At 68.4% G+C, this 22,261-nt stretch carries 15 protein-coding genes and 1 pseudogene; 1 reads left to right on the forward strand and 15 read right to left on the reverse strand.

Features of this window, described 5'->3' with window-relative positions; genetic code table 11:
• Positions 1 to 51 precede the first annotated feature (51 nt).
• The 9 genes and pseudogenes from ACQEVC_RS24205 to ACQEVC_RS24245 all read right to left on the reverse strand — a co-directional run bounded on the left by ACQEVC_RS24205 (position 52) and on the right by ACQEVC_RS24245 (position 13,007).
• Positions 52 to 2,412 carry a family 43 glycosylhydrolase gene (locus tag ACQEVC_RS24205; RefSeq protein ID WP_432881431.1) on the reverse strand — a complete coding sequence of 787 codons (2,361 nt, stop codon included), beginning with the start codon at positions 2,410 to 2,412 and terminating at the stop codon, positions 52 to 54.
• A gap of 43 nt (positions 2,413 to 2,455) precedes the next feature.
• Positions 2,456 to 4,189, reverse strand: a complete 1,734-nt coding sequence (locus tag ACQEVC_RS24210; protein ID WP_432881434.1) for a right-handed parallel beta-helix repeat-containing protein — start codon at positions 4,187 to 4,189, stop codon at positions 2,456 to 2,458.
• 31 nt (positions 4,190 to 4,220) lie between these two features.
• Complete coding sequence (locus ACQEVC_RS24215) at positions 4,221 to 5,267, reverse strand: glycosyl hydrolase 53 family protein (protein WP_432881436.1); 1,047 nt, start codon at positions 5,265 to 5,267, stop codon at positions 4,221 to 4,223.
• Between the two features lie 1,350 nt (positions 5,268 to 6,617).
• Positions 6,618 to 7,763 (reverse strand): galactonate dehydratase, encoded by a 1,146-nt coding sequence (gene dgoD, locus ACQEVC_RS24220; RefSeq protein ID WP_432881439.1) that lies wholly within the window; start codon positions 7,761 to 7,763, stop codon positions 6,618 to 6,620.
• Between the two features lie 19 nt (positions 7,764 to 7,782).
• Positions 7,783 to 8,597: pseudogene (locus ACQEVC_RS24225) on the reverse strand (SDR family NAD(P)-dependent oxidoreductase).
• A gap of 10 nt (positions 8,598 to 8,607) precedes the next feature.
• Positions 8,608 to 9,858, reverse strand: a complete 1,251-nt coding sequence (locus ACQEVC_RS24230; RefSeq protein WP_432881442.1) for a cellulase-like family protein — start codon at positions 9,856 to 9,858, stop codon at positions 8,608 to 8,610.
• A 10-nt stretch (positions 9,859 to 9,868) separates the two neighbouring features.
• On the reverse strand, positions 9,869 to 10,636 hold the full coding sequence (locus ACQEVC_RS24235; protein ID WP_432881445.1) for a carbohydrate ABC transporter permease: 768 nt from the start codon (positions 10,634 to 10,636) through the stop codon (positions 9,869 to 9,871).
• Between the two features lie 128 nt (positions 10,637 to 10,764).
• A complete protein-coding gene (locus ACQEVC_RS24240) occupies positions 10,765 to 11,679 on the reverse strand; it encodes a carbohydrate ABC transporter permease (protein ID WP_432881448.1) in 915 nt (304 codons plus the stop codon).
• A 2-nt stretch (positions 11,680 to 11,681) separates the two neighbouring features.
• Positions 11,682 to 13,007 (reverse strand): ABC transporter substrate-binding protein, encoded by a 1,326-nt coding sequence (locus ACQEVC_RS24245; RefSeq protein WP_432881450.1) that lies wholly within the window; start codon positions 13,005 to 13,007, stop codon positions 11,682 to 11,684.
• Positions 13,008 to 13,239: 232 nt separating this feature from the next.
• Here ACQEVC_RS24245 and ACQEVC_RS24250 point away from each other — a divergent pair, with 232 nt between their 5' ends.
• A complete protein-coding gene (locus tag ACQEVC_RS24250; RefSeq protein WP_432881452.1) occupies positions 13,240 to 13,932 on the forward strand; it encodes a FadR/GntR family transcriptional regulator in 693 nt (230 codons plus the stop codon).
• 566 nt (positions 13,933 to 14,498) lie between these two features.
• Here the strand turns inward: ACQEVC_RS24250 and ACQEVC_RS24255 are convergent.
• The 6 genes from ACQEVC_RS24255 to ACQEVC_RS24280 all read right to left on the reverse strand — a co-directional run bounded on the left by ACQEVC_RS24255 (position 14,499) and on the right by ACQEVC_RS24280 (position 22,149).
• Positions 14,499 to 16,802 carry a beta-galactosidase gene (locus tag ACQEVC_RS24255; RefSeq protein ID WP_432881455.1) on the reverse strand — a complete coding sequence of 768 codons (2,304 nt, stop codon included), beginning with the start codon at positions 16,800 to 16,802 and terminating at the stop codon, positions 14,499 to 14,501.
• Between the two features lie 90 nt (positions 16,803 to 16,892).
• Positions 16,893 to 17,219 (reverse strand): hypothetical protein, encoded by a 327-nt coding sequence (locus tag ACQEVC_RS24260; protein WP_432881458.1) that lies wholly within the window; start codon positions 17,217 to 17,219, stop codon positions 16,893 to 16,895.
• 570 nt (positions 17,220 to 17,789) lie between these two features.
• Positions 17,790 to 19,316 carry an alpha-N-arabinofuranosidase gene (locus ACQEVC_RS24265; protein WP_432881460.1) on the reverse strand — a complete coding sequence of 509 codons (1,527 nt, stop codon included), beginning with the start codon at positions 19,314 to 19,316 and terminating at the stop codon, positions 17,790 to 17,792.
• 40 nt (positions 19,317 to 19,356) lie between these two features.
• Complete coding sequence (locus tag ACQEVC_RS24270; protein WP_432881462.1) at positions 19,357 to 20,022, reverse strand: ThuA domain-containing protein; 666 nt, start codon at positions 20,020 to 20,022, stop codon at positions 19,357 to 19,359.
• Positions 20,023 to 20,024: 2 nt separating this feature from the next.
• The gene (locus ACQEVC_RS24275; protein ID WP_432881465.1) at positions 20,025 to 21,032 is read right to left on the reverse strand and encodes a hydroxyacid dehydrogenase; all 1,008 of its coding nucleotides are present in this window, start codon (positions 21,030 to 21,032) and stop codon (positions 20,025 to 20,027) included.
• Positions 21,033 to 21,129: 97 nt separating this feature from the next.
• The gene (locus tag ACQEVC_RS24280) at positions 21,130 to 22,149 is read right to left on the reverse strand and encodes a LacI family DNA-binding transcriptional regulator (RefSeq protein ID WP_432881468.1); all 1,020 of its coding nucleotides are present in this window, start codon (positions 22,147 to 22,149) and stop codon (positions 21,130 to 21,132) included.
• Between the last annotated feature and the right edge of the window lie 112 nt (positions 22,150 to 22,261).

The raw sequence follows: 22,261 nt of genomic DNA on the forward strand, positions 1-22,261 counted from the left end.
CACGGCTGGGAGGGCGTCCGCAGACCGGACGCCCTCCTGACCGGATCGCCGCTACGACACCGCGCTGGCGACGTCGACGAAATCGACGTTGGGTAGTCCGTTCGCGGTGGTCGGATCGATGCGGATGGTGTTGCTGCCGGAGTTCAAGGCAACGGTGACGGTCGTGGTGGCCCATGTCGTCCAGGCGCCGGTGGACGGGAAGGGCACTGTCGCGACGGTGGCTCCGTTGACGAGCAGATTCGCTGGGCGTGCGGTACCGCTGCTGGCGCCGTTGGCGAAGCGGATGCCCAGGGTGGCGGTGCCCGCCGTCGATGCGTTGACCGTGAACTGGGCGTAGGCGCCGACGGCGCCGTTGCCGTTGCAGAATCCGGTGCTGGAGAAGCCGGCCTGATTGGAGTCGATTGTTCCCTGGCACACCGCAGGTGCGGTCTCCGCCTCGTACCGCTGCCCCGACGGCGACTCGCCACCGGACGTGCGGACGAGTCCGAGTCCGTCGACGGTGAGGACTCCGTTGCTGGTTCGGATGGTTACCGTGGCGGTGCCGGCGGACAGCTGGATGCCGGTCAGTTCGCGGCGGGTCCAGCCGCTTGACGATGGGATGTTGAGAGTGCGCGTGCTGCCGCTGGCGTCGGTGACCGATACCTGAGCGCCGCTGATCGAGCCGGAGGTCTTGGCGTACGTGGACAGGGTGTAGGTGCCGGCCGGCACGGTGACCTGTTGCCGTACGCCAGCCGATCCGGAACCCAACTGCAGCGCGAAGCGGCTACCGTTCGCGCCGGGGCTGACGTTGGTCACGCTGCCGCCGGTGTTGGTCCACCCGGTCAGCGTGGACACGGTGATCCGGTCGGCCTGGAAGTCGGGGTTGAGGATGTAGTTGTTCGCCGGTCCGACGCGCCACTCACCGGTGGTGGCGTTGAACTGCCACTGGCTCACCGAGTGGAACTGGGGCCGGGCGCCGGTCTTGGTGATGGGGACCCACTGGTTGTATCCGATGCCGTTCCAGGCGAAGTCGGCCCACCGGTCGCCGGCGTAGATGACCGTGTTCTGCTTGGTGCCTTTGACGGTGACGAAGAACCCGGTCTGGGTGACGTGGCTGTAGTCCATCTCGGTACCCGCGAGCGTGTACTCGCCGGTGTAGGCGCCCTGGATGTTGCTGCTGGTCGACTCGATCACGTGTGTCACCGACGTGTTCCAGCCGTGCAGGTCCGACGCCGCGTGGTAGTACTTGCCGTCGAGCTTGAACATCGCGTTGCCCTCGCGGCCGGACGAGTTCTGGCCGATCTGCACCCCGGGTTCGACCCGCAGCGAGTCGGACTCCCGAAGCTTGGAGACGAAGGCCCGAGACCGTCCTGACCGGTTGGAGAAGATCAGGTAGTCCTTCCCGTCGTCGTCGGTGAAGACGGTCTGGTCGCCGGTGCCCGTCGTGGGCGAGTTGACGACCTGGTTCTGGTAGTAGGCGTAGTCGAAGGTGTCGGTCGGCGAGTCGCCCTGGAGGAACAGCACTCCGTTGCCATCACCGCCGAGCGATGGCAGATACACCTGGACGACGAGCACGTACTTGCCCGTGTTCTCGTTGTACGAGACGCCGAGACGCCCGACCCAGCCCGCCTGGCCGAGGTTGGCTCCACTGCCGAGGCTCGTGGAGCGCGTGGCGACACGGTTCTCGAACTTCCAGTTCACGAGGTCCTTCGACGAGTACACGGGGATGGAGACGAACGAGACGTCGCCGTCGTACTTCCTGGTCGGATTGGCCCGGTACAGCTCGGCGCCGGTGTAGTGGACGCCGTACCAGTAGTAGGTGTCGCCGAACTTGAAGACGCCGCCTCCCTGTGAGTAGATGGGGTTGCCGCTCGTGTCGTTCCAGAAGACGTTGTTGGTGATGGTCTGGAATGTCCCCTCGTCGGCGGCCACGAGGTTGCCGGCGGCGGTCACCAGGTCAGTCTTCGCGGCAGCGACCTCCCGCGCTGTGGCCGACGGGTTGGCGGCGACGGTCGTCGCGGTGTTCATCGCCGTGGCCAGTGGCGCCCAGGAGTCGGCGGTGTAACTGCTCGCGGAGCGGGTTCGGTAGTCCGCGAGCAGGTTCTTCAGACCGCGCACCATGACCAGACCGTCGGCGGCGCTCTGCAGCTTGGTACCCGCCGCAGCACGCTCGGCGGAGTCCCTGCTTCCTCGTTGGATTACCGTCGCCGCCGCATTCCGGCTCGCCGAGAAGGAAGCCCAGGACGTGGCGGTGTAGTCCGCGGAGGAGTATCGGGAGACGCTGTCGTAGACGCTCACCAGCGGGTCAGCCGAGGTGGCCGCGTCGCTCGTCGGGGTCGCCGCCGTGGCGGCGGAACCGGATGCTGCCACCGACAGGAACAACAGCACCGCGGCGACCAGCCCTCCTCGCCGCAAGGTCTTGCGTGACGTCATCGGATCTCCTTCGCTGCTTGTGGTGCCGCGCTTCGCGGCACTCTCATCGGTCGATGTCGATGTAGTCGACATTGGGTAGTCCGGTTGCCGTGGTTGGATCCAGCCGGATGGTGTTGTTGCCGGAGTTGAGTGGAACCGTGACGGTCGTGGTGGCCCAGGTTGTCCAGGCGCCGGTGGTTTGGAACGGCGTCGTCGTGACCGTGATTCCGTTGACGATCAGATTTGCCGGTCGTGCGGCACCGCTGCTGGCGCCGTTGGCGAACCGGATTCCGAGCGTGGTTGGGCCGGCGGTCGGGACGTTTACGGTGAATTGGGCGTAGGCGCCGAGGGCACCGTTGCCGTTGCAGAATCCAGTGCCGGAGAAGCCGGCCTGGTTGGAGTCGATCGTGCCCTGACATATCGCGGGCGCGGTCTCCGCCTCGTATCGCTGCCCCGACGGCGACGGCCCATCGGACCGCTCGAACGCACCGAGATCCGGTGCGCTTCCGCTGTAGGGCAACCCGATGTTGGTGCCTTTGTCGATCAGGGTGCTGTTCGTGGCGAGGCGGAGGTGCGGCAGGACGGGCAGGCTGCCGTCGGATTGGCGGGGCGCATCCCAGCCTGACGTCGACACGCTCTGGAACTGCGAGTCCGACAGGGCGACGCCCAGGTTCCAGGAGTTGTGCGAGGCGTTCGTGCCGGTCATGTTCGCTGTCGCGGTGCCGTTGTAGGCGACGTTGTTGCGCAGGGTGCCCCGGCCGACGGAGGCGCCGTTCGAGTCGATTCCCCGCATGTCGAAGTTGGGGTGGTTGCCGTAGCCGGTGTTGTTGAAGTAGTCGTTGGCGACCGGGTGGTGGTTGGAGTAGAAGCCCGCCGCCTTGTTGAGGAACGCCACCGAGAAGCGGACGGTGTGCTTCACCGCGCCGGCGTCGTACTCGGCACCGAAGCCGCCCACCTTGAAGCCGGCCCCGTTGCCGGAGGGTGTCGTCGTCCCCGGCATGTACCCGTTGCGCCACGACCATGAGCTCTCGATGGTCACGGGCGAGTAGGTGGAGATGAGGTCGTAGCCGTCATCGGCGTTCCACCACGCGCGGCATCCCCGGAAGACGTTGGCGGGACGGCCGGCCGGCGTGTAGTGCGAGCCGAAACCGTCGGCGTTCTCGCCGGGCCCGTCCGAGCTGCGCAGGTCGTAGTTGTCGTGCGAGTCGGAGTTGAGGACGAGGTTGCCGCCCCCGCCGTTGATGAACAGGCCTGTCCCCATGTGGTGGTGGGTGTTGATCTGCTCGAAGACGTTGTTGCTGCCCGAGATCCACAGGCCCCACGACTCGGCGTTCGCAGTGTTGTTCTGGGGTACGCCCGTGACCTCCAGCCCTTTGAGGTGGAGGTAGCTGCCGGTGACGCTGAATCCCTTGATCCGGCAGTTGTCCGTCATGCGCGAGAAGTCGAAGACCGGCCTCTCACCGGGGAAGGTCCAGTAGCGGATCGGGTTGCCGGAGCTGCCGTTCTTACTCAGGGTGATGGCGTCGACCCTGGCGGTCTGGCTCGTACAACTGCTGTTTGCGCGGGTGTAGGCATATGTGCCGCCGCGGAAGTAGACGGTGTCTCCGGGTTGGGCGGCCGTCTGTGCGCGGGCGATCGAGGCCCACGGTGCGGCCTGCGTACCGGCCGCGCTGTCGTTGCCGTTCGGCGCGACGTAGTACGTCTGGGCGGCCGCTGCGACGGTCGTCGAGGCGGCGACGACCGGGATCGGGTTCACTGTGAGCGCTGCGATCAGGAGGGTGATGGTGGCGGGTGTCATGACTGACTCCGGAGGGTTCGGGAGAGCACGGTCAGACGTGGAGGAATCCGTCCATGGCCGCCGTGGGGCGCCGGCTGGCCTCGTCCCAGGCGGAACTGTTGTAGTAGTTGAAGGACGGGTAGCCCTGGGGTTCCCAGAAGAAGGTGCCCAGGCCGCCGAAGCCCTTGATTCCGGTGATGAATGCTCGCAAGGAGTCTCGAACCTGGGTCGGTTTGCCGACGGGTCCGCCGTATTCGACTTGCATGATCGGCTTGCCGTAGCTGGTCTGGATTGTCCTCATGTTCGCCACGATCGGTGCCACGTTGCCGCCCTGCCCATACGAGGACAGGCCGGTGATGTCCCACCTCCCGCCGTTGTCGCGATAGGCGTTGAGGAAGTTCTGAACGCTGGCCAGGTTCTGCGGCTGGGCCAGGTGCACAAGCACCGGCGTGCTGGGAAAGACCTGCTTGGACATCTCGTAGGCAGCGTTGAGCAGGCCGGTCATCTGGGCCGGTCGGCTGATGCTGCCGGTCGGTTTGCAGATTCCGGAGTTGGTCTCGTTGCCGATCTTTATCCATGCCGGCGTGACGCCGTGCTGCTTGATGACGTTGCAGGAGCGGTAGACGTAGTCGTACATGGCCTGGCGCATCTGGCTGTAGCTCATGCCGGCCCAGGCCGCCGGTGGGTTCTGCACGCCGACCGAGTTCCACGTGTCACCGAAGTGGAAGCCGATGAGTACCTGCATCCCGGCGTCGTTGCACCGCCTCGCCATCTGGGCGGTCTCCTCGATGCGGCAGTGCCCGTTGGCCGGGTCGTTGGACGGGTTGACCCAGGTGCGCAGGCTGACGGCGGTGATCCCGTATCCCTTGAGGATGGCGATCAGGTCCTGACGGACCCCGGCGCTGTTGTTCCAGTAGTAGCCCCGTGCCTCCATCTGGGGAAGCCAGCTGATGTCCGCGCCCTTGACGAAGGCTGCCGCGTGTGCCAGGGGCGCGAGGGCACCCGCGCCTAGGGCGATCGCACCGGCGCCGGTGGCGGCGCCGAGCAGGACGCTACGCCGTGGGATGCGAGCAGGGCCGGTCGGTGTGCTGTCGGTCATCGTGGCTCCCTTCGTCGGTGGCTGTCCGCCGGGAAAGTGGCGTCGACGAGGTGTCGGCCAACCACTGGCGAACATCGAATGATCCCAATGTATGGCGGGCGCGAGGTGTAGTCAATAAAACGCTTACTACGGCCGTGGCTCGGTGATGGCCCTGGCACGGGGCATCAACGTGAGAGATCCTGTTGCCACGCATGTAAGCGATTACCTGCCACTGCAGCGGTCCGGCAGGTCGAAGTACTCAGGACATGACGGCTCAGCCGCCGTAGGGCGCGAAGCGGTGGGCTCGGCCCACACCGGCTCGTGCATCACAGGCCGTCGAGCCGGTGTGGAACACCTCGGGATCCGGGCCGCCGCCGCTCATTCTCGCCGGTGGGCCGGTCCGGAACGGTGATGGGATGCGGATCGTGCCGGCGCTCGCCGGGAAGACAAGTCTCGCGCCCCCGCGCCCGCGGGGGCGCCCCGGGCGCGGGGGCGCAGGCCAGCCGCATTGTCACCAACGTGGTGGCGGCTGGCCATCGCGCGGTTGGGCGAGAGACCAAGGACGTCGCCGGCCAGCATGTCGACCCATCGCAGCACTCCGTCGGCGTCGTGCCAGACCGGACCCTCGGCGTGTTCCGCGATGGCGGCGGTGAGTTGCTCAGCGTGCATGGCGGTCGCTCTCTTCGCGCCGGCACCGTGGTGTCGGCGGGCGCACTTCGGTGAGGCGGACGCACGTCGTTAGGCGGGGGTGTGCCAGCGCGGCGTGTTGGTGGCGGAACCACAGCGTGGCGTGAGGGGTCCGGCCCTGTCAAGAGATAATCTTACTTATTCTTGGAATCGTACGCTTGTTTGCGAACTCCTTGGCGCCTGCTCGGTGGACGGGAACCGGCTCACCGGCAAGGCCACCGTCCTCGGGCGAGGCGTCGGAACCGGCCGTTCCTGGGCGGTACGCGACGCCGGGACGGACCGGGCGGACGGCGGCGAGGACGGAAGTCGGCCACATGCCTTCGTTTAGTTTGGAGTCGTAGCTCACCGTCGACTGTCTGGTTGTGACATCGACGGACTGGTCTACCGCTGGCTCGACGAGGGGTCCGGACAGTGGCACCCGCGGCGGCGGCGCCGCTGTCGAGCCCCGCCCGGATCCGCGGGGCGGCCCGAGGCATCTTCGGCTCTCCCGTGCTCAGGAAGAGCCGGCCCGGCGGGTCGTTCCGGTCGACGCGACTCTTGAAACAGGACCGCGGCCCGGCAGCCCCGTCCCGAAGACGCGGCGACCGTGGGGGTGGTGGTTGCGGTGCCGACCATGGACGAGTTGAGCTCGAAGGAGCGCCCGGGTGATCTGCGGTGCGATCCTGGTGTCGAGGACCGTCTCCGCTACCACTCGGCGAGGGAGCCGTCGGCGTGTCGCCAGATCGGGCTGCGCCAGCGGTGACCGATTTCGGATGCCCTCATGACGGCGTTCTCGTCGATCTCGATGCCTAGCCCGGGCGCGGTGCCGCGTGCGGCGTGGCCTTCGTGGAAACGGAGCGGGCGGGTGTCGACGAGGTAGTCGAGGAGGTCGTTGCCGGCGTGGTAATGGATGCCGACGCTCTGTTCCTGGATGAGGAAGTTCGGGATGACGAAGGCCAGTTGCAGACTCGCCGCGAGGGCGATCGGACCGAGCGGGCAGTGCGGTGCCATTGTCACGTCGTAGGCCTCGGCCATTGCGGCGATACGTCTGACCTCGGAGATGCCGCCGGCGTGTGACACGTCCGGTTGCGCGACGGCGGCACCGCTGGTCAGCAGCGTTCGGAAGTCCCAGCGTGAGTAGAGCCGTTCGCCGGCGGCCAGAGGGATCGCGGTCGAGGCGGCGAGGGGGGCGAGGTTGCCGGTGTGCTCCGGCAGGACGGGCTCCTCGACGAACAGGGGGAGGTAGGGTTCGAGCAAGGGCAGCAGCCGCCTGGCCATCGCGGTGGACGCGCGGCCGTGGAAATCGACGACGAGGTCGTTGTCGGGTCCGATGGCGTCACGGACGGTGGCGACACGTTCGACCACTTCGGCGGTGCGTCGTGGGGTGTCGATGTGGGTGAGCTCGCCCGAGCCGTTCATCTTCACTGCTGTGAAGCCGGCGTCGATCTGTTGACGGGCGAGGGCAGCGACGTCTGCGGGTCTATCGCCGCCAATCCAGGCGTACATCCGGACGCGGTCACGGACGGCGCCGCCGAGCAGTGCGTGGACGGGCTGTTCGTAGGTCTTCCCGGCGATGTCCCAGAGGGCCTGGTCGATCCCGGCGACCGCGCTGGAGAGCACCGGGCCGCCGCGGTAGAAGCCGCCTTTGGTGAGCACCTGCCAGTGGTGCTCGATCCGTAGTGGATCCTCGCCGATGAGATAGTCGCTGAGTTCGGCGACGGCGGCCCGGACCGTCTCGGCGCGGCCCTCGACGACCGGCTCGCCCCACCCGGTGATCCCTTCGTCGGTACGCACGCGGAGGAAGAGCCAGCGCGGCGGGACGAGGAACGTGTCCATCGAGACGATTTTCATGAGGTCACCTTTGCGGTTGTCAGGAGGAGGAGGTGGAGATCGCCCAGCCGCCGTCGACGGTGAGGGTTGAGCCGGTGACGAACCCCGCGTCGGCGGAGGCGAGGTAGGCCACGGCGCCGGCGATGTCGGCGGGATCACCCAGGCGCCCGGCGGGCGTCTCGCGGATGGTGGTTGCGACGCCGGCCGCATCGATGTCGTCCCACGCGGGAGTGCGGATCGGTCCGGGTACAACGGCGTTGACCCGCAGGCGCGGGGCGTATTCGACAGCGAGTTGGCGGGCCAGGGCGAGCAGGCCGCCCTTGGCCGCCGCGTACGGGGCGCAGCCGGGCACGCCGACGCTGGCGTGCACCGACGAGGTGAGGATCAGCGAACCGCCTGTCTGTGTGAGTAGGGGCAGAGGGTGTGGGCGGCGAGGTAGGCGGCCTTGAGGGTGACGGCGACCTGCCTGTCCCATTCCTCTTCGGTGAGTTCGTGTACGGGAACGGTGCGCACGATCCGTCCGGGACCGTTGGAGAACACGACGTCGACTCGCCCATACCGGTCGAGGGCGGTTGCGGCCGCGGTGTCCGAATCGGCGGCGGAGACGACGTCGCAGTGGACGTACAGTCCGCCGGTGTCCGCGGCGAGGGCCTGTCCGCGGTCGTCGTCGATGTCCAGGAGGACGACGTGCGCACCCTCGGCGGCGAACCGGGCGACCGCAGCGGCGCCGATGCCGGAGGCCTCGCCGGTGATGAGCACGACCTTGCCCTCGAACCGTCGACCGGTCATGACGGCGTATCGCTTCCTGGCGACCCGCCCTGACAGGGACGGCCTTGCCTGCCGATAACCTCGCATGAGTGCTCGGTCATGCGGTGAACCCGGCGTTCAGCTCGCGCTGTAGGTCGACGTCCGCCCACATCGGATGGTGCGGTGCGGCGTTGGAACATACAACGGTCCCCCAGGCTCCGAGCCGGGCGGCCAGGTCGACCGCGTCGCGGCAGAACTGCGCACCCACCGGGCCCTCCTCGAACGTTCCGTGCAGCGGTGTGTATCCGATCCAGCCTTCACCGAGGGCGAACGGCACGTTATGTGCCGCGGCCCAGTCAGCGGCTGCGGCCATCCACAACCGCAGGGTCGTCACCATTCCCCAGCGGTGGACGGCGTACCGGTCGTACAGCCAGCGGTCCCATCTGTCGGGGTCGCACCAGTCGTGTACGTACACCTCGCGATTGCTGACGACGGTGGCGGAGAGGCGCCAGCGGTCGGCCTCCGGTGGTAGCCACTCCTCGAGTGGTGGTGCGTCGGGTCGTAGCAGCTCGCGCCCGGCGAGTTCCTGTGGGAAGGGGCGGGCGGTGGTGCGCAGCGCGAATGTGTCGTGCAGTTCGTCGAGGACGCCGTTGACGTAAGGGTGGAACACCGCGACGTCGGTGTTGGTCGGCAGGAACCGCATGGCTCCCACCGGCACGCGCGCGTAGTTGGCGGCGACGCGCACGTCCGGGTGGCGGCGCTTGAACCGGTCGATCCCGGCGACCAGGTACGGCTGCAGTGCCTGCACCGGATCGACGCCGGCGCCGGCAACGTCGGCGAGTCGGCTGAACTGGACCTCGTTGTGCAGTTCCACGAACGCGATCCGGTCGGCAAGTCCGTGCGCGGCGACGAAGTCGACGAGGTCGGCGAGCGCGTCGCTGAGTTCGCCGAGCCGATCGGCGGGCGGCACCGCGCACAGCGCCGCGTGCCAGTCCGGAACGGCCAGGAACGCCGCACTCTGCTGGTACTCCCAGCTGGAGACGATGATGCGGCAGTCACGCCGGGCGGCGGCCCGGAACAGGTCCAGTAGATGCGCCCTGCCGTCGATCGTGGCGGTGCCGTGCACGTCGTACCACCGGGTGCGCTGCCCGAAGTCGCCACCGAGGCCGGTGAAGGTCAGCGCGGTGGTGTCGAGCCCGGAGCGGAACAGCAGGAACGGCATGGCACAGATCCGCACGGTGTTGTAGCCCCGCTCGACGGCCGCGGCGAACGCGGCGTCGAGGTCTTCGAACGGTTCCCCGACACCGGTGCGGGTGTACCAGGTGAAATCCCACAACGTGATGGTGAGCCGGTCCGTGGAGTGGTCCACAACGTGCCTTTCAGTTCTTGACGGCGCCGGCCGTCAGTCCTTCGAGGAGCTGCTTTCGGAGGAAGCTGAACAGCAGCAGGCTGGGGATCGCGGCGAGAACGGATGCGGCAAGGACCAGGTCGACCTGCCGCGCCTCGGCGGCGTAGATGGACTGGATACCCAGCGGCAGCGTGTACTGGTCGTCGTTACTGATGACGATCAGCGGCCAGAAAAAGTTGTTGTACGTGCCGAGGAAGCTCCACACCGCGAGCGCGCCGAGCGCCGGCCGTAGCAACGGCAGGACGATCTGCAGGAACAGCCCGAACTCCGACGCGCCGTCTACGCGGCCGGACTCCAGCACCTCGTCCGGCACGCTCTGTTCGATGTACTGGCGCATCATGAAGATGCCGAACGCCGGCGCCAGCCACGGGACGACAAGGGCGAACCATGGGTTGTTGAGGTCGGTTCTGACCAGCATGACGAACAGCGGCACGACAATGACGGCGAACGGCACCATGAGCGAACTGAACATGATGTCGAAGAGCACCGTCTTGCCGCGGAAGCGGTACTTGGCGAACGCGAAACCGGCCAGCGCACAGACGAAGACGGATATTGTGGTCGAGACCAGCGCCACCACGGTGCTGATGGCGAACCACGACCAGAACGGCTGGGTGTCCAGGAGCCGGGTGTAGTTGTCGAGAGTGAACGGGCTGGGCAGCAGCGATGGCGGGTAGCCGAAGATGTCGCCGCGGGGTTTGAACGACGAGCTCAGCGCCCACACCATCGGCCCGATGAACACGGCGACCAGCGAGACCAGGAACGCGTAGAGCAGCCAGCGGCCGGGTCGGGTCCGGGATTCGCGCCGGGTGGCGGGCCCGGGTCTGCGGGCGGGCGCTGTTGTCGTGGGCGCCTCGCGGGCCGGCGCACTCACCGTTCCCGCCCCACACCGAACAGTGCGTTCGCCGTGCGGCCGATAGCGAACACTATCGCGAACATGACCACGCCGGCTGCTGCGGCGTAGCCGAGGTCCTGGCGCATGAACGCCTCCCGATAGATGAACAGCGCGACCGGCAGGGTGGCCTCACCCGGCCCGCCGCGGGTGAGCAGGTACGGCTCTTCCATGATCTGGGCGGTACCGACCATCACGGTGACCGCGACGAATGCGGTGACCGGCCGCATCATCGGCATGGTGATGTTGAAGAACACGCGGATCGGCCCGGCCCCGTCGAGCTTGGCGGCCTCGTACAGTCCCCGGGGCACGTTCTGTAGGCCGGCAAGGAAGAAGATGGTCAGGTAACCGGTCCAGCGCCATAACACCAGCAGCATCACGCTGACCTTCGCCCAGGTCGGGTCACCGAGCCAGTCGATGCCACCGTTGCCGAAGAAGCCGCGCAGAGCGGCGTTGAGCAGTCCGTACTCACGGTCGTAGAACAGCGTGAAGACGATCGCGATGATGACCGGGGACAGCACCACCGGGGTGAAGTAGGTCAACCGGAACAGATCCCGGCCACGCAGCCCGCGGGCGTTGAGCGCCTGGGCGATGAGCAGCGCGGCCGGCACCACGACAAGCACGGCGAAAGTGACGTAGATGGCGGTGTTGGTGACCGCGGTCCGGAAACTGCCGTCGGCGAAGAGTCGCTGGTAGTTCTCCGTCCCGATCCACAACGGCGAACCCAGACCGGCCCATTCGGTGAAGCTGAGGTACACACCGACGCCGATCGGGACGACGAGGAACAGTCCGTACAGCACGTAGAACGGCGAGATGAACGCGTACGGGATCCAGCCGTGCCGGGGCGATCGGAGCCTTGCGGCCCGCTGGCGCGTTTCAACGACCGCGGCCACCGCTACTTCGCCTTCTTCTTGTACGCGTCGACCGCCTCCTTGATGGCATCGCCGGGGCTCTTCTTGCCCTGCAGTGCCTCCAGCAGTGGGCCGCCGAAGGAGTCGGTGAGCAGGTTGAGGTTCTGGTTCTGGTAGAAGGTGGGCAGGTCCTTGGCCGCGGGGGTGTAGACGTCGAAGACCCGCTGGCCGAGGTAGGGGTCGTCGTAGCCGGTGAAGTCCTGGTCGTTGTAGAGCTTTGCGAGGGTGGGCAGGAAGCCGCCAGCCTTGAACCGGGCGAGCTGGCCCTCCTTGGTGAGGTAGGTGTAGCGCAGCAGTTCGATCGAGGCGGCAGTGGCGGGTTTGTCCTCCACCACCGCGAAGCCGGTGCCGCCGAGCGAAGATCCGATGTGCCCGCCGCCCTGGAATTTTGGCAGTGTCCGCATGCGCCACTTGCCCTTTTGGTCGGGCACGTTGGTCTGCAGGCCGTAGACGTTGTACCAGTTGGGCATCGCGATCGCGATGAGCCGGTTCTCTTTGAGCGCGGCCGTGTTCGGCGCGCCGTACGGGTCCGGGACACCGAGCAGGAAGCCCGACTGTAGACCCTTGGCCATGAACTCGATGGTCTGCACGGCCTCGGGGCTGTCGAGGATGAGTTCACCCTTGTCGTTGAAGAAGCCGCCACCGCGCTGCAGCAGGAACTGCAGGTACTGGTTGGTGATGGACGTGTTGTCGCCGGTGGCGACGACGCCGAGGGACTGGCCGGTGCGCGCGTGCAGGCCGGCGCCGACCGTCGCGAGCTCCTCCCAGGTGGCGACATCCGTCGGGATACCGTTCTTCGCGAACTCGTCCTCGCGGTAGTACAGCACACTCACGCAGGTGTCGGACTCCAGCGCGTACACCTTGCCATCGACCGTGTACGGCGCTGTCCGGAGCAGGTCGTCCTTGACCGGGGCGATGATGTCGTCGAGCGGGGTGAGGAGTTGCTTCGCGATTCCGCCGGCCATCACCCGGGGGAAGACGCTGATGACGATGCCGAGCATGTTCGGCGTTCCGGAGCCGGCGGCGCCCTGCGAGATCATGCGGGTGACCAGTGCGTCGCTGTCGCTCTTGGTGATGTTGAGGGTGTAGTCGAACTTTGAGCCACCGGCGCCGTCCGTGAGCGCCTTCGCGGTTTCGGTGAACGTCTTCTCGTAGCCCGGGTCATGCGTCCAGAAGTCGATCGTGACCGCTCCGGACTCGACGGCGTCCCCGCCGTCGTCGCCGCAGGCGGACATCAACGGCGCGGCGAGTAGTCCGCTGCCGGCGAGCGCGGTTGCCCGCAGGAACCTGCGGCGCGAGTAGCCGGTCATCCAAGGTCTCCTTCACGAGAATTCGCGCATCCGGCCTGGAAGAGGTGGGTGTGCGGGGCCGGGCAAGTGGAGGAATCATGCGCTCCAGCGACACGCGCTGTCAACCAATAATGCTACTAATTCTCGCCAGTAGTATGCCTTTAGCGGTGGGTAGCTGTATCGCGACGGAGCAGGTCCATGGCATGATTCGCGCATGGTCGAGTACGGCAGGGGCGGTGCGCACGGGCGGCTGGTGGCCGCGCTGGGCACCGCGATCGTTACCGGCGAACTGGCGCCCGACGCCGCACTCGACACGGTCGCCCTGGAGGAGCGGTTCGGTGTCTCTCGTACCGTGGTCCGCGAAGGGCTGCGGGTTTTGGCCGCGAAGGGCCTTGTCGGTGCCCGCCCGCGTCGCGGCACGTTCGTCGCCCCGCGTGAGCAGTGGACGCTGCTCGACCCCGACATACTGCGCTGGCGCTTCGCCGAAGGAGTCGACGAGCGGTTCCTCGACGAACTCGGTGAGGTCCGCATGACCGTCGAACCGGCCGCCGCACGGCTTGCCGCGACACACCGTACCGACCGTGATCTCGCCGCGCTGGAGGACGCCCTCGCGGCCATGTGGGCCGCCACCGGTCAACGGGCCGTGCAGCACGTCGAGGCCGACCTGGCGTTTCACCACGCGCTGCTCCGCGCCACCCACAACGAACTGCTCATCCAGATGTCGGCCGTCATCGAGGTCGGGCTGCGGTTGCGGGACCAGTTCGTTCACTCGGTCCTGACCAGCGAATCCACCGACAAGCACGCCGAGGTGCTCCTCGCGGTCCGTCGGCAACGCCCGAAGGTCGCCGAAACGTGCATGCGTGCACTCATTGGCAAGTCGATCGACGATGTCGAGGAGGCAAAGGCGGTCGGTCGCCTGGCTGCGGCACCTGCCACGACCGGCTGACCGGCCGGCTCACCGTAGACGCCCGCCCAGCCGGCCGAGTTCGCCGCGTGCCGGCGGACCCTCCCGGTCAGCGACAGTCGACATGGCGAAGGTTCCGCAGGTGGCCGAGCGGTCCAGCCGGTCGGCCACCTGCGCTCCGTCCAGCGACGCCGACGCCTCGGGGGCACGAGCGGAATGTCCGGCAGCGGTGTTCGGATCGCCCGTGCGGGATCGACGCCGCCGGCCGTCCCGATCGGGAACACCTTGGCCAGCGCCCGGCCGGGCTGCGGCCAGGATCTCCGTCGCGGTCGACGCACCGCACATCACCGCTACACCGGCGTCGGTCCTGGCCGCGCTCACCTCCGGTATGAACGCGGAGGTCACCAGATATGCGGCTCCAAGGTCGACGCGGCCCGGACACTGGGGGCGTTGAGGACGTTCATGCATCCGGTTTCGTCAGAGGCATCTCCACCACTCCGATCCCGGGGTCGGCCAGCATGCCGAGCACCGCCGGCACGTGCCCGGGTAGTGCCGGCCCGAACGGTGGTGATCACCGGGCCGACGGCCGAGCGCGTTGTTCCGCAAACTCATCGGGCTGCCGGCTTAACCGTCACCCGGGAAACCGGTACGAACGATGCCGAACGCAGCTGCAGCACCTGGCCGGCGACGTGGTCGGTCGGACGCACCTGCGGTGACAGGTACACGGGGGCGTCCCTTCGCAGCGGCAACAGGTGCAGCCGAAGCGGTTGGTCGCGCAGCAGGTCACGGAACCGCCGCAGGCCGATCTCCCACGTCGAGCCGTACCAGAAGTGGTCGGCGACCAGCGTGTCGCCGATGTACGCCCGTCCGACGTCGCCGGTCCAGTCGACGCGCAGCAGCGTCTCGTCCGCGTGGTCGAGAACCTCGGGCGGGATCGGGACCTCGTACACGGCCGCCGCCGCGAAGTTGTCGTCGGTCGGCGCGGACGCGTTGCCCGAGACCGGGTCGATCACCGGTTCCCGCGCTGGCCCCGCCGGCGAAAGAGAGCGCACCTGAGCCGGCACTGGTGCTGCCTGCCGACCTCCGATCGCGTACCGTCCGAACAGCCCGTCGGTGGTGTCGGCCGGACTCAGCGGCGGATACAGCAGGATCTCCGCGTCGGCGGGCGGCGTGTAGACAACCACTCCGTCGTCGGTCACGAGGGCCGGGGCCGCGCTGACCACGAGCCTGTCGGTGCCCCAGCACCGTCCCCGGGTCAACTGCCGCGCGGATCGTTCGTCGAGGATCAGGATGTCGGCGACACCTCCGGTCCGGCTCGTGACGCGAACACGGCAGCCGGTCCCCGGTTGCAGGCCGGTGACCCGCACGTCCTGACCGTCGTGGACGGCGGTGCCTGTGCCGTCGACCGAGCCGATCTCCTCGCCATCAAACGTCAATTCGACGCCGATGCCGCCGGTCTGAACGAGTACGGCCGTGGGTACGCCGTCGACGACGATGTCGCACACGGGCTGAGCGGTGGCGCTGACCAGGGTGACCTCGCCGATCGGCCGGCGCAGCGGCCACACGAAGTACGCGCCGGACGCGACGGTAACCGGCTGGGCAGGTACCACGATCTCCCGGCCGGCAAGGGCGACGCCGAACTGGACATCATGGTGGTCCGGCAGCGTCTCCACCGGCTGATGATTGTTGACGAAGAGGTAGCCGCAGTGCCCGTCCGACCGGACCGCCCAGCGCAGCGTCGACCGGTCGGCGGTGTCGGTCGGTGCGTCGTCGGGCATGGACAACGTCATCGGGGCAAGCGCGGCGCCGTGGTCGGCGAGCCAGAGGTGCTGCATCCGCAGCCGCGCCCAGCTCTCGCGGAACTGGCCGTACTCGCCCAGCGGTGCCTGGAAGTCGTAGGTGACGAGCGGGCAGTCGTTCGGGTAGCCGGTCGCATGCGATTCCTGCAGCGTCGAGCGGCGGCCGATCTTCATCGAGCCGCCGTGGTACATGTAGTAGCCCTGCCACGCCGAGCCGCTGCCGAGTTTCACCAGCGCCAGCGCGGCGATGTCGTCGGGCTCGACGACCGGCCTGCGGTGGTAGGAGGTGTACATCCCACCGCCGAGTTCGCAGGTGGCGAAGGGGTAGCGCATCAGATGAGCCTCGTCGCCGTCGACCGGGGACGGCGTGGTGCGCAGGTCGGCGCCGATCGAGTCGTCGTCGCGCCCAGGACCGAAGAAGTAGTGTGCCCTCGCCTGCTGCGGCCAGCCGTCGTGGGCGCTGTCCCAGGCTGCCTCGGAATAGCCGCCGAACAGCGGAAGAACCTCGTCCGGCGGCAGCTGCGCGTGCCCCCACCCGGTGGCGGTCCACAACGGAGCGTCAAGCCCCACCTCCCGGGCCAGCCGCTTGAGGGTCAGCAGATGGTCGGGCTGGTCGTACAGCTCGTTTTCCAGCTGGATACCGACGATCGGACCGCCCCAGGCTCGGTCGAGACCGGTCAGCTGCGCGGCGATCTGGGCGAACCACGGGCGCACGATGGCGAGGTAGGCCGGATCGTCAGTACGCGTGCGCAGGCCCGCATGCTGCACCCAGTCGGGGAACCCGCCATTGCGGCACTCGCCGTGCCCCCACGGCCCGATCCGCACCACGACGTCGAGGCCGACGTCGGCGCACTCGGTGACGAAGCGGCGCAGGTCGCGGTCACCGGACCAGTCGACGACGCCGCGCTCCTCCTCGTGGTAGATCCAGAAGACGTAGGTGGCGACCATGGTGACGCCGCCGGCACGTACCTTCGCCAACTCCTCGCGCCACTCGGCGGCCGGATACCGCGAGTAGTGGAACTCACCCATCACCGGGAGCCAGGGCCGTCCGCCCCGGGTGAGGTACCGGGAGGTGGCGCCGATCGCATCGGCCCGGTCCGAGGGATCGCCCATGTCCAGATGTCCGTGCAACGGTGGATCAGGCTCCGCGGGGGAGATGGCGTACACGCAGGTCGCTCCTCTGACGCGGCGGAAGTTATCATACTAACTATCGGTGGCGCGGGAGGGTCGGTCAACCGTCGGGGGAGAAAACAAGCTTACGAATTTTAATAATAGTATGATTTTATCCTGCGCTGCCACCGCCCACAGCACCGCCGCGGTGATCGCGTCCAGTTGGTAAGCGCGGGGAATGAGCAGCAGGCTGTCCTGGTCGGTTCCCAGCAGCCACCGGTAGGCCTGCCACGAGCCCAGCGCGAAGACACCCTCACGGTCCGGTATGTCGACGCGCCCGAACGAGCCGACGCTGAACCCGCCGCCACCGCAGCTCGGCAGCGGCGTAGGCGATGGTGGCGAGGATGCGGCCGTCGTCAACCGCCGGATACATCTCGACGTCGATCAAGGATCCGGGCAGGTGCTGCCCGCCAGGTGCCGAGACGGTCCAACCGTCCAGCCCGATTCGCCTCGCTACCGCGTCGACCATCGTCATGTCGAGGAGGGAGGCAATGGCAGTGGTGGGTTCCGCTGCCGACTCATGGTCAGCGACCGCCAGGGCGTGTCCTGGCGGGGCCGGTCCGGTGGCCAGGTCGGCGACGGCCGCCCACCGGGCACTACGTGTCGCCTCAGCCCGCTGTGCTCGGTACTGTGCATAGAGCCGCACTCGCCGACCTTCTGACCGACCACGGCCGACAGCGCGGCGTGTTCACTCGGTTGGAAGCGCTCAACGCGCACGCCGACTCCGTCGTCGTCCGTGCGACGAGCAGCGGTTGGGACAACGAGAAGGGCCCTGCGGTCACCCGTTCGGGACAACGGTCGGCGTGGGCGCCGCCGCCTCGAGATCAAATCGCTGCGTTGCTTGACCGTGACGACCTGATCAGGCAGCTCACTCGTTGTCGGCGTACGGACGAGCGGCTTCACACCTCCAGGTGGTTCCTCTCCGCTTCATCAGGCCAGATCGAGCGAGACGGTGACGTAGGCGTGGGCGGGCAGGTCGACCTGGAGGCCGCGTGGGTGCGGGCGGACTCCGTCGTGGGTGGTGGGCGCCACGGCGGTGGGTGCAGCAGGGGTGTTGTGGGACTCGAGGCTCGGGGCGGTGAGGATGCGGGCGGTGTGGCCGGTGACGTCGCGGCCGCGCAGGTCCAGCACGAGCGTGGTCGCGTCCTGAGCGTGGAGATTGGACAGGGATACCAGGGCCGTGTCGTCCGTGACGGTCGCCGACGCAGAGATCGTGGGGAACGGACGGTCCCCGGCGTGGGTGGTCGGGACGTCACGCAGGTGCACGGTCAGCGCGTGCGCGTCGTGGTGGGCGGTGTTCATCTCGAATACGTGGTAGGTCGGGGTCAGCACCAGGGCACCGGTGTCGGGGTCGGTGAGGATCATGGCTTGCAACACGTTGACGGTCTGGGCGATGTTGGCCATCACCAGGCGGTCGGCATGGCGATGGAAGGCGTCGAAGTGGACTGCGGCGACCAGGGCGTCGCGTAGGCCGTTCTGCTGGTACAGGAACCCGGGGTTGGTGCCCGGCTCGACGTTCCACCAGGTGCCCCACTCGTCGAGCACGAGCCCCACCTTCTGATGCGGGTCGTAGCGGTCCATCACCGTCGAGTGGCGGGTGAGCAGCTCATCGACGTGCGCCGCCCGGGACAGGGCGAGGTACCACTCGTCGGTCGTGAACCGGGTGGCCGAGCCCTTGTCCCCCCAGGATCCGGTCATCGTGTAGTAGTGGAACGAGATGGCCTGGAACGGCCCGGGTCGCGAGTCGGGTCCGGTCAGGTCGTCGAACGAGCGCATCAGCGTCTCGGTCCAGTGGTAGTCATCCTCGGCGGCGCCCGCGGCGATGCGGTAGACGGTATTGTCACCGTGGTTGCGCACGTAGGTGCCGTACTGCCGGGCCATTGAGGCGAACTGCTCGGCGCGCAGGTGCCCGCCGCACCCCCATGCCTCGTTGCCCAGGCCCCAGAACGGGACGCGCCAGGGCTCGTCGCGGCCGTTGCTGCGGCGCAGCGCCGCCATCGGGGAGTCGTCGCCGCGGGTGAGGTACTCAATCCACTCGGACATCTCGCGGACCGACCCGGACCCGATGTTGCCAGAGACGTACGGGTCGGCCCCGAGCAGCTCGCACAGGTCCATGAACTCGTGGGTGCCGAAGGAGTTGTCCTCAACCACGTCGCCCCAGTGGGAGTTGACCATCCGCGGCCGCTGGTCGCGCGGGCCGATGCCGTCGCGCCAGTGGTAGTCGTCGGCGAAGCAGCCCCCGGGCCAGCGCAGGTTCGGGATGTGCATTGCCCGCAGCGCCTGGACGACGTCGGTCCGGATGCCGCGGACGTTCGGGACTGGCGAGTCCTCGCCGACCCAGAATCCGCCGTAGATGCACCGGCCCAGGTGTTCGGCGAAGTGGCCGTAGACATGGCGGGAGACGACCGGGCCGGGCAAATCGAGGTCGATCACGGCGGTGGGAGCAGTCGAGGGCACGACGAGACCTTTCTCTGTGTTCAGGGGTTGGGGCGGGATGTCAGTGCGCGCCGGCGGCCCAACGCGCCAGGCGCTGGACCAGCGTCCGGTGGCCCGGGGCGGCATAGGAGGGCAAGCCGTGCCCGAGGACGTCGACCGCGATCCGTGAGCGCCCGTGCGTGCGCACCCAGGCGGCCGGGTATCGCACACCGTCGTGGGTGAACTCGGCCACGACAGTCGAGCGGCCGAGTCGTTGCAGGCGCAGGTACCGCTCGTCCACGACGTCGAAGTCGCTGAGGCCGGCCAGCGGGTCCGGTCCGGCCGGCGACGCGAGGACGTGGACCGTCGTCGTCCCGGCGGGCGGATGCCACGACAGGCCCGGTATCCACACCGCCCCTGTCGCCGGTGCCCAGGCGGGGTAGTCCCGCAGGGACGAGACGGCTGCGTGCAGCGCGAGCACGCCGGTGCCCCGCTCCAGCGCTCTGTCCAGGCCGTCCACCGAGGCCTCGGCGGGCAGCGCGTCGGCCTGGGAACCGCGCCACGGGTCCCCGGCATCGACAACCAGCAGGTCCACGCCGTCCAGACGCGTCATCGCCTCGTCCACAGCGTCGACGGCGACCTCGAACCCGGTCTCGGCCAGGATGTCGGCGAGCCGTGTGGAGGTGAGCTCATAGGGGTGCCACGGGTCGGAGTAGCGGCCGCGACCGGACGCGATCCTCGCGCGCATTCTCAGGCCTCCGGTGTGGCGGGCAGAGGTTCGGGGTCGAGGGGCGGCAGGCCGGCGGCCAGCCGTTCGAGCTCGACGACCACACGTTCGCCCAGTCTCAGCAGCTCGTTGCCGATCGAGCCGGCCACGTGCGGAGTGAGCAGCACGTTCGGCAGGTCCCAGAGCGGGTGGTTCGGCGGGAGCGGCTCGGGGTCGGTGACGTCGAGGACGGCGTCGATGCGGCCCGTGCGCAGCTCGGCGACGAGGGCGTCGCTGTCGACCAGGGAACCGCGGGCGGTGTTGATCAGGGTCGCGCCGTCCGGCATCGCGGCGAGTTGGGCGGCGCCGATCATCCCGCGCGTCTCGGGAAGCTCTGGCGCCTGGACGGATACCACCGGACAGGTCCGCATCAGCTCGTCCAGCCCCGCGACCTCGACCCCGAGCGACCGAGCCTCGGCGTCGCTCAGGTACGGGTCGTGGACGACGACCTTCAGGTCGAAGGGCCGCAGCAGGTCGATCGTCAGGCGGCCGGTGGACGATGCGCCCACGATCCCGACCCGGGCGCCGTTGTTGCCGGCCGTCGTCAGCTCGGCCTCGCGGTCGATGAGGTCGCGACGGCGGTCGTACAGGCGTGCCGCGGGCAGGGCGCGCTTGCCCGCGAGCAGGATCGCCGCGGTGGCGAACTCTGCGACTGGCCGCGAGTTGGCCCTCCTGGCGTTCGTCAGCAGCAGCCCGCGGCCCCGGGCTGCGCGGCCCAGCATGTGTCCGGCGCTGCCGGTCGCGGCGAGCACGGCCCGCAACCGGGGCGCGGCCTGAAGGACCTCGTCGGTCAGCCGTGGTGCGCCCCACCCGGCGACGAGCACGTCGGTGGTCGCGAGCGCGTCCCGCGCGGCCGCGGAGTCGAGCTCGTCGAGGACCACGTGGTGAAGGTCCGCGACGGCCCGCACACGGTGCCGCAGCGTAACGTCGAAGAGATGGTCGGCGAGCGAGGCGGGGCGCATCGTCATCGACACGCGCAGCCGGTCCGTCATCGGAAGCTCCGAGGGTTCGGGCAATCGGTTGGGATAACGTTATCCCGGGAGAGTGACGGTTGCGCAAGAGGGTCGGAGCCACCGGTACGGACGCGGTTCACCCGCGGGGGGCTGCGGTCGACTCACGCACGACGAGCTGGGGCACGACGACGCTGGAGGCCGTGTCGCCATCGCCGTCGATGAGTCGTTCCAGCAGGCCGAACGCCCGTTCTCCGAGATCCTCGAAGTCCTGGTCGACAGTGGTCAGGGACGGCCGCCACATGGCGACCAGGGGCTGGTCGTCGAACCCGACGACGGAGACGTCCTGGGGGACGCGGACCCCACGGTCAGACAGGGCACGTATGAGCCCGATGGCGATCTCGTCGTTGCCGCAGAGCACGGCGGTCACGTCGTCGCGTCCGGCGATCCGTTCGCCCCAGCGGTAGCCGGATGTGGCGTCCCATTCGGCGTTCATCACCGTCGGCACGCTCGCGCCCACCGCCGTCAGCGCGGCACGCCAGCCGTCGGTGCGGCCCGAATGCTTCCCCGCGGTCGGCCCGGCGACGTGGTGGACCGTGCGGTGCCCGAGCCGCAGCAGGTACGCGGTCGCCTCCCGGGCCGCGGTGCGCTCGTCGATGAGCGCCGCCGGGATCCCGCCCGGGCGGCGGGACCCGCCTCCGGCCACCACGACGGGCAGGCCGTCCGGGAGCAGGTGGCGAGCATTGATCCCGGCCCTGTCGAACTCCAGGACGATCGCACCGGCGGTGGGCTGTGCGAGCGCGAGGTCTACCGACCGCTTGAGGTCGTCGTCACCGCCAGACGCCACCACGGTGATCGTCACCGACATCCCGGCGCGTCGGGCGGCCGTCTCGATGCCTTGCAGGGTGCGCGCGTACCCGTAGTTTGCCGTGGCTCCCGACAGCACCGAGACCAGGGTGCGCCGGCCCGACCGCATGGAGCGGGCGGCCTCGTTCGGCCGGTAGCCGAGCGTCGCGATCGCACGGTGGACCCGTTGAGCGAGCTCGGGGGCGACGTACTTGGTCCCGTTGAGGACGCGCGAGACGGTCGGCACGGACACCTCAGCCTCGCGGGCGACGTCGGCCAGCACCGGTGCGCGATAGCCCTTCTGCGTCCTCATGGATCGAGGATAGCGGGCTGGCGCGGAGCATCGTTTTCCCACGTCGCGTCAGGCGTCGCTTGCCCGCTGGCAACGAGTTGGTAACGAGCTCTTTACACTCTCCCGCGATTCC

Origin of the sequence: Plantactinospora sp. CA-294935 (assembly GCF_050936445.1) — a bacterium.
Taxonomy (GTDB): Bacteria; Actinomycetota; Actinomycetes; order Mycobacteriales; family Micromonosporaceae; genus Plantactinospora.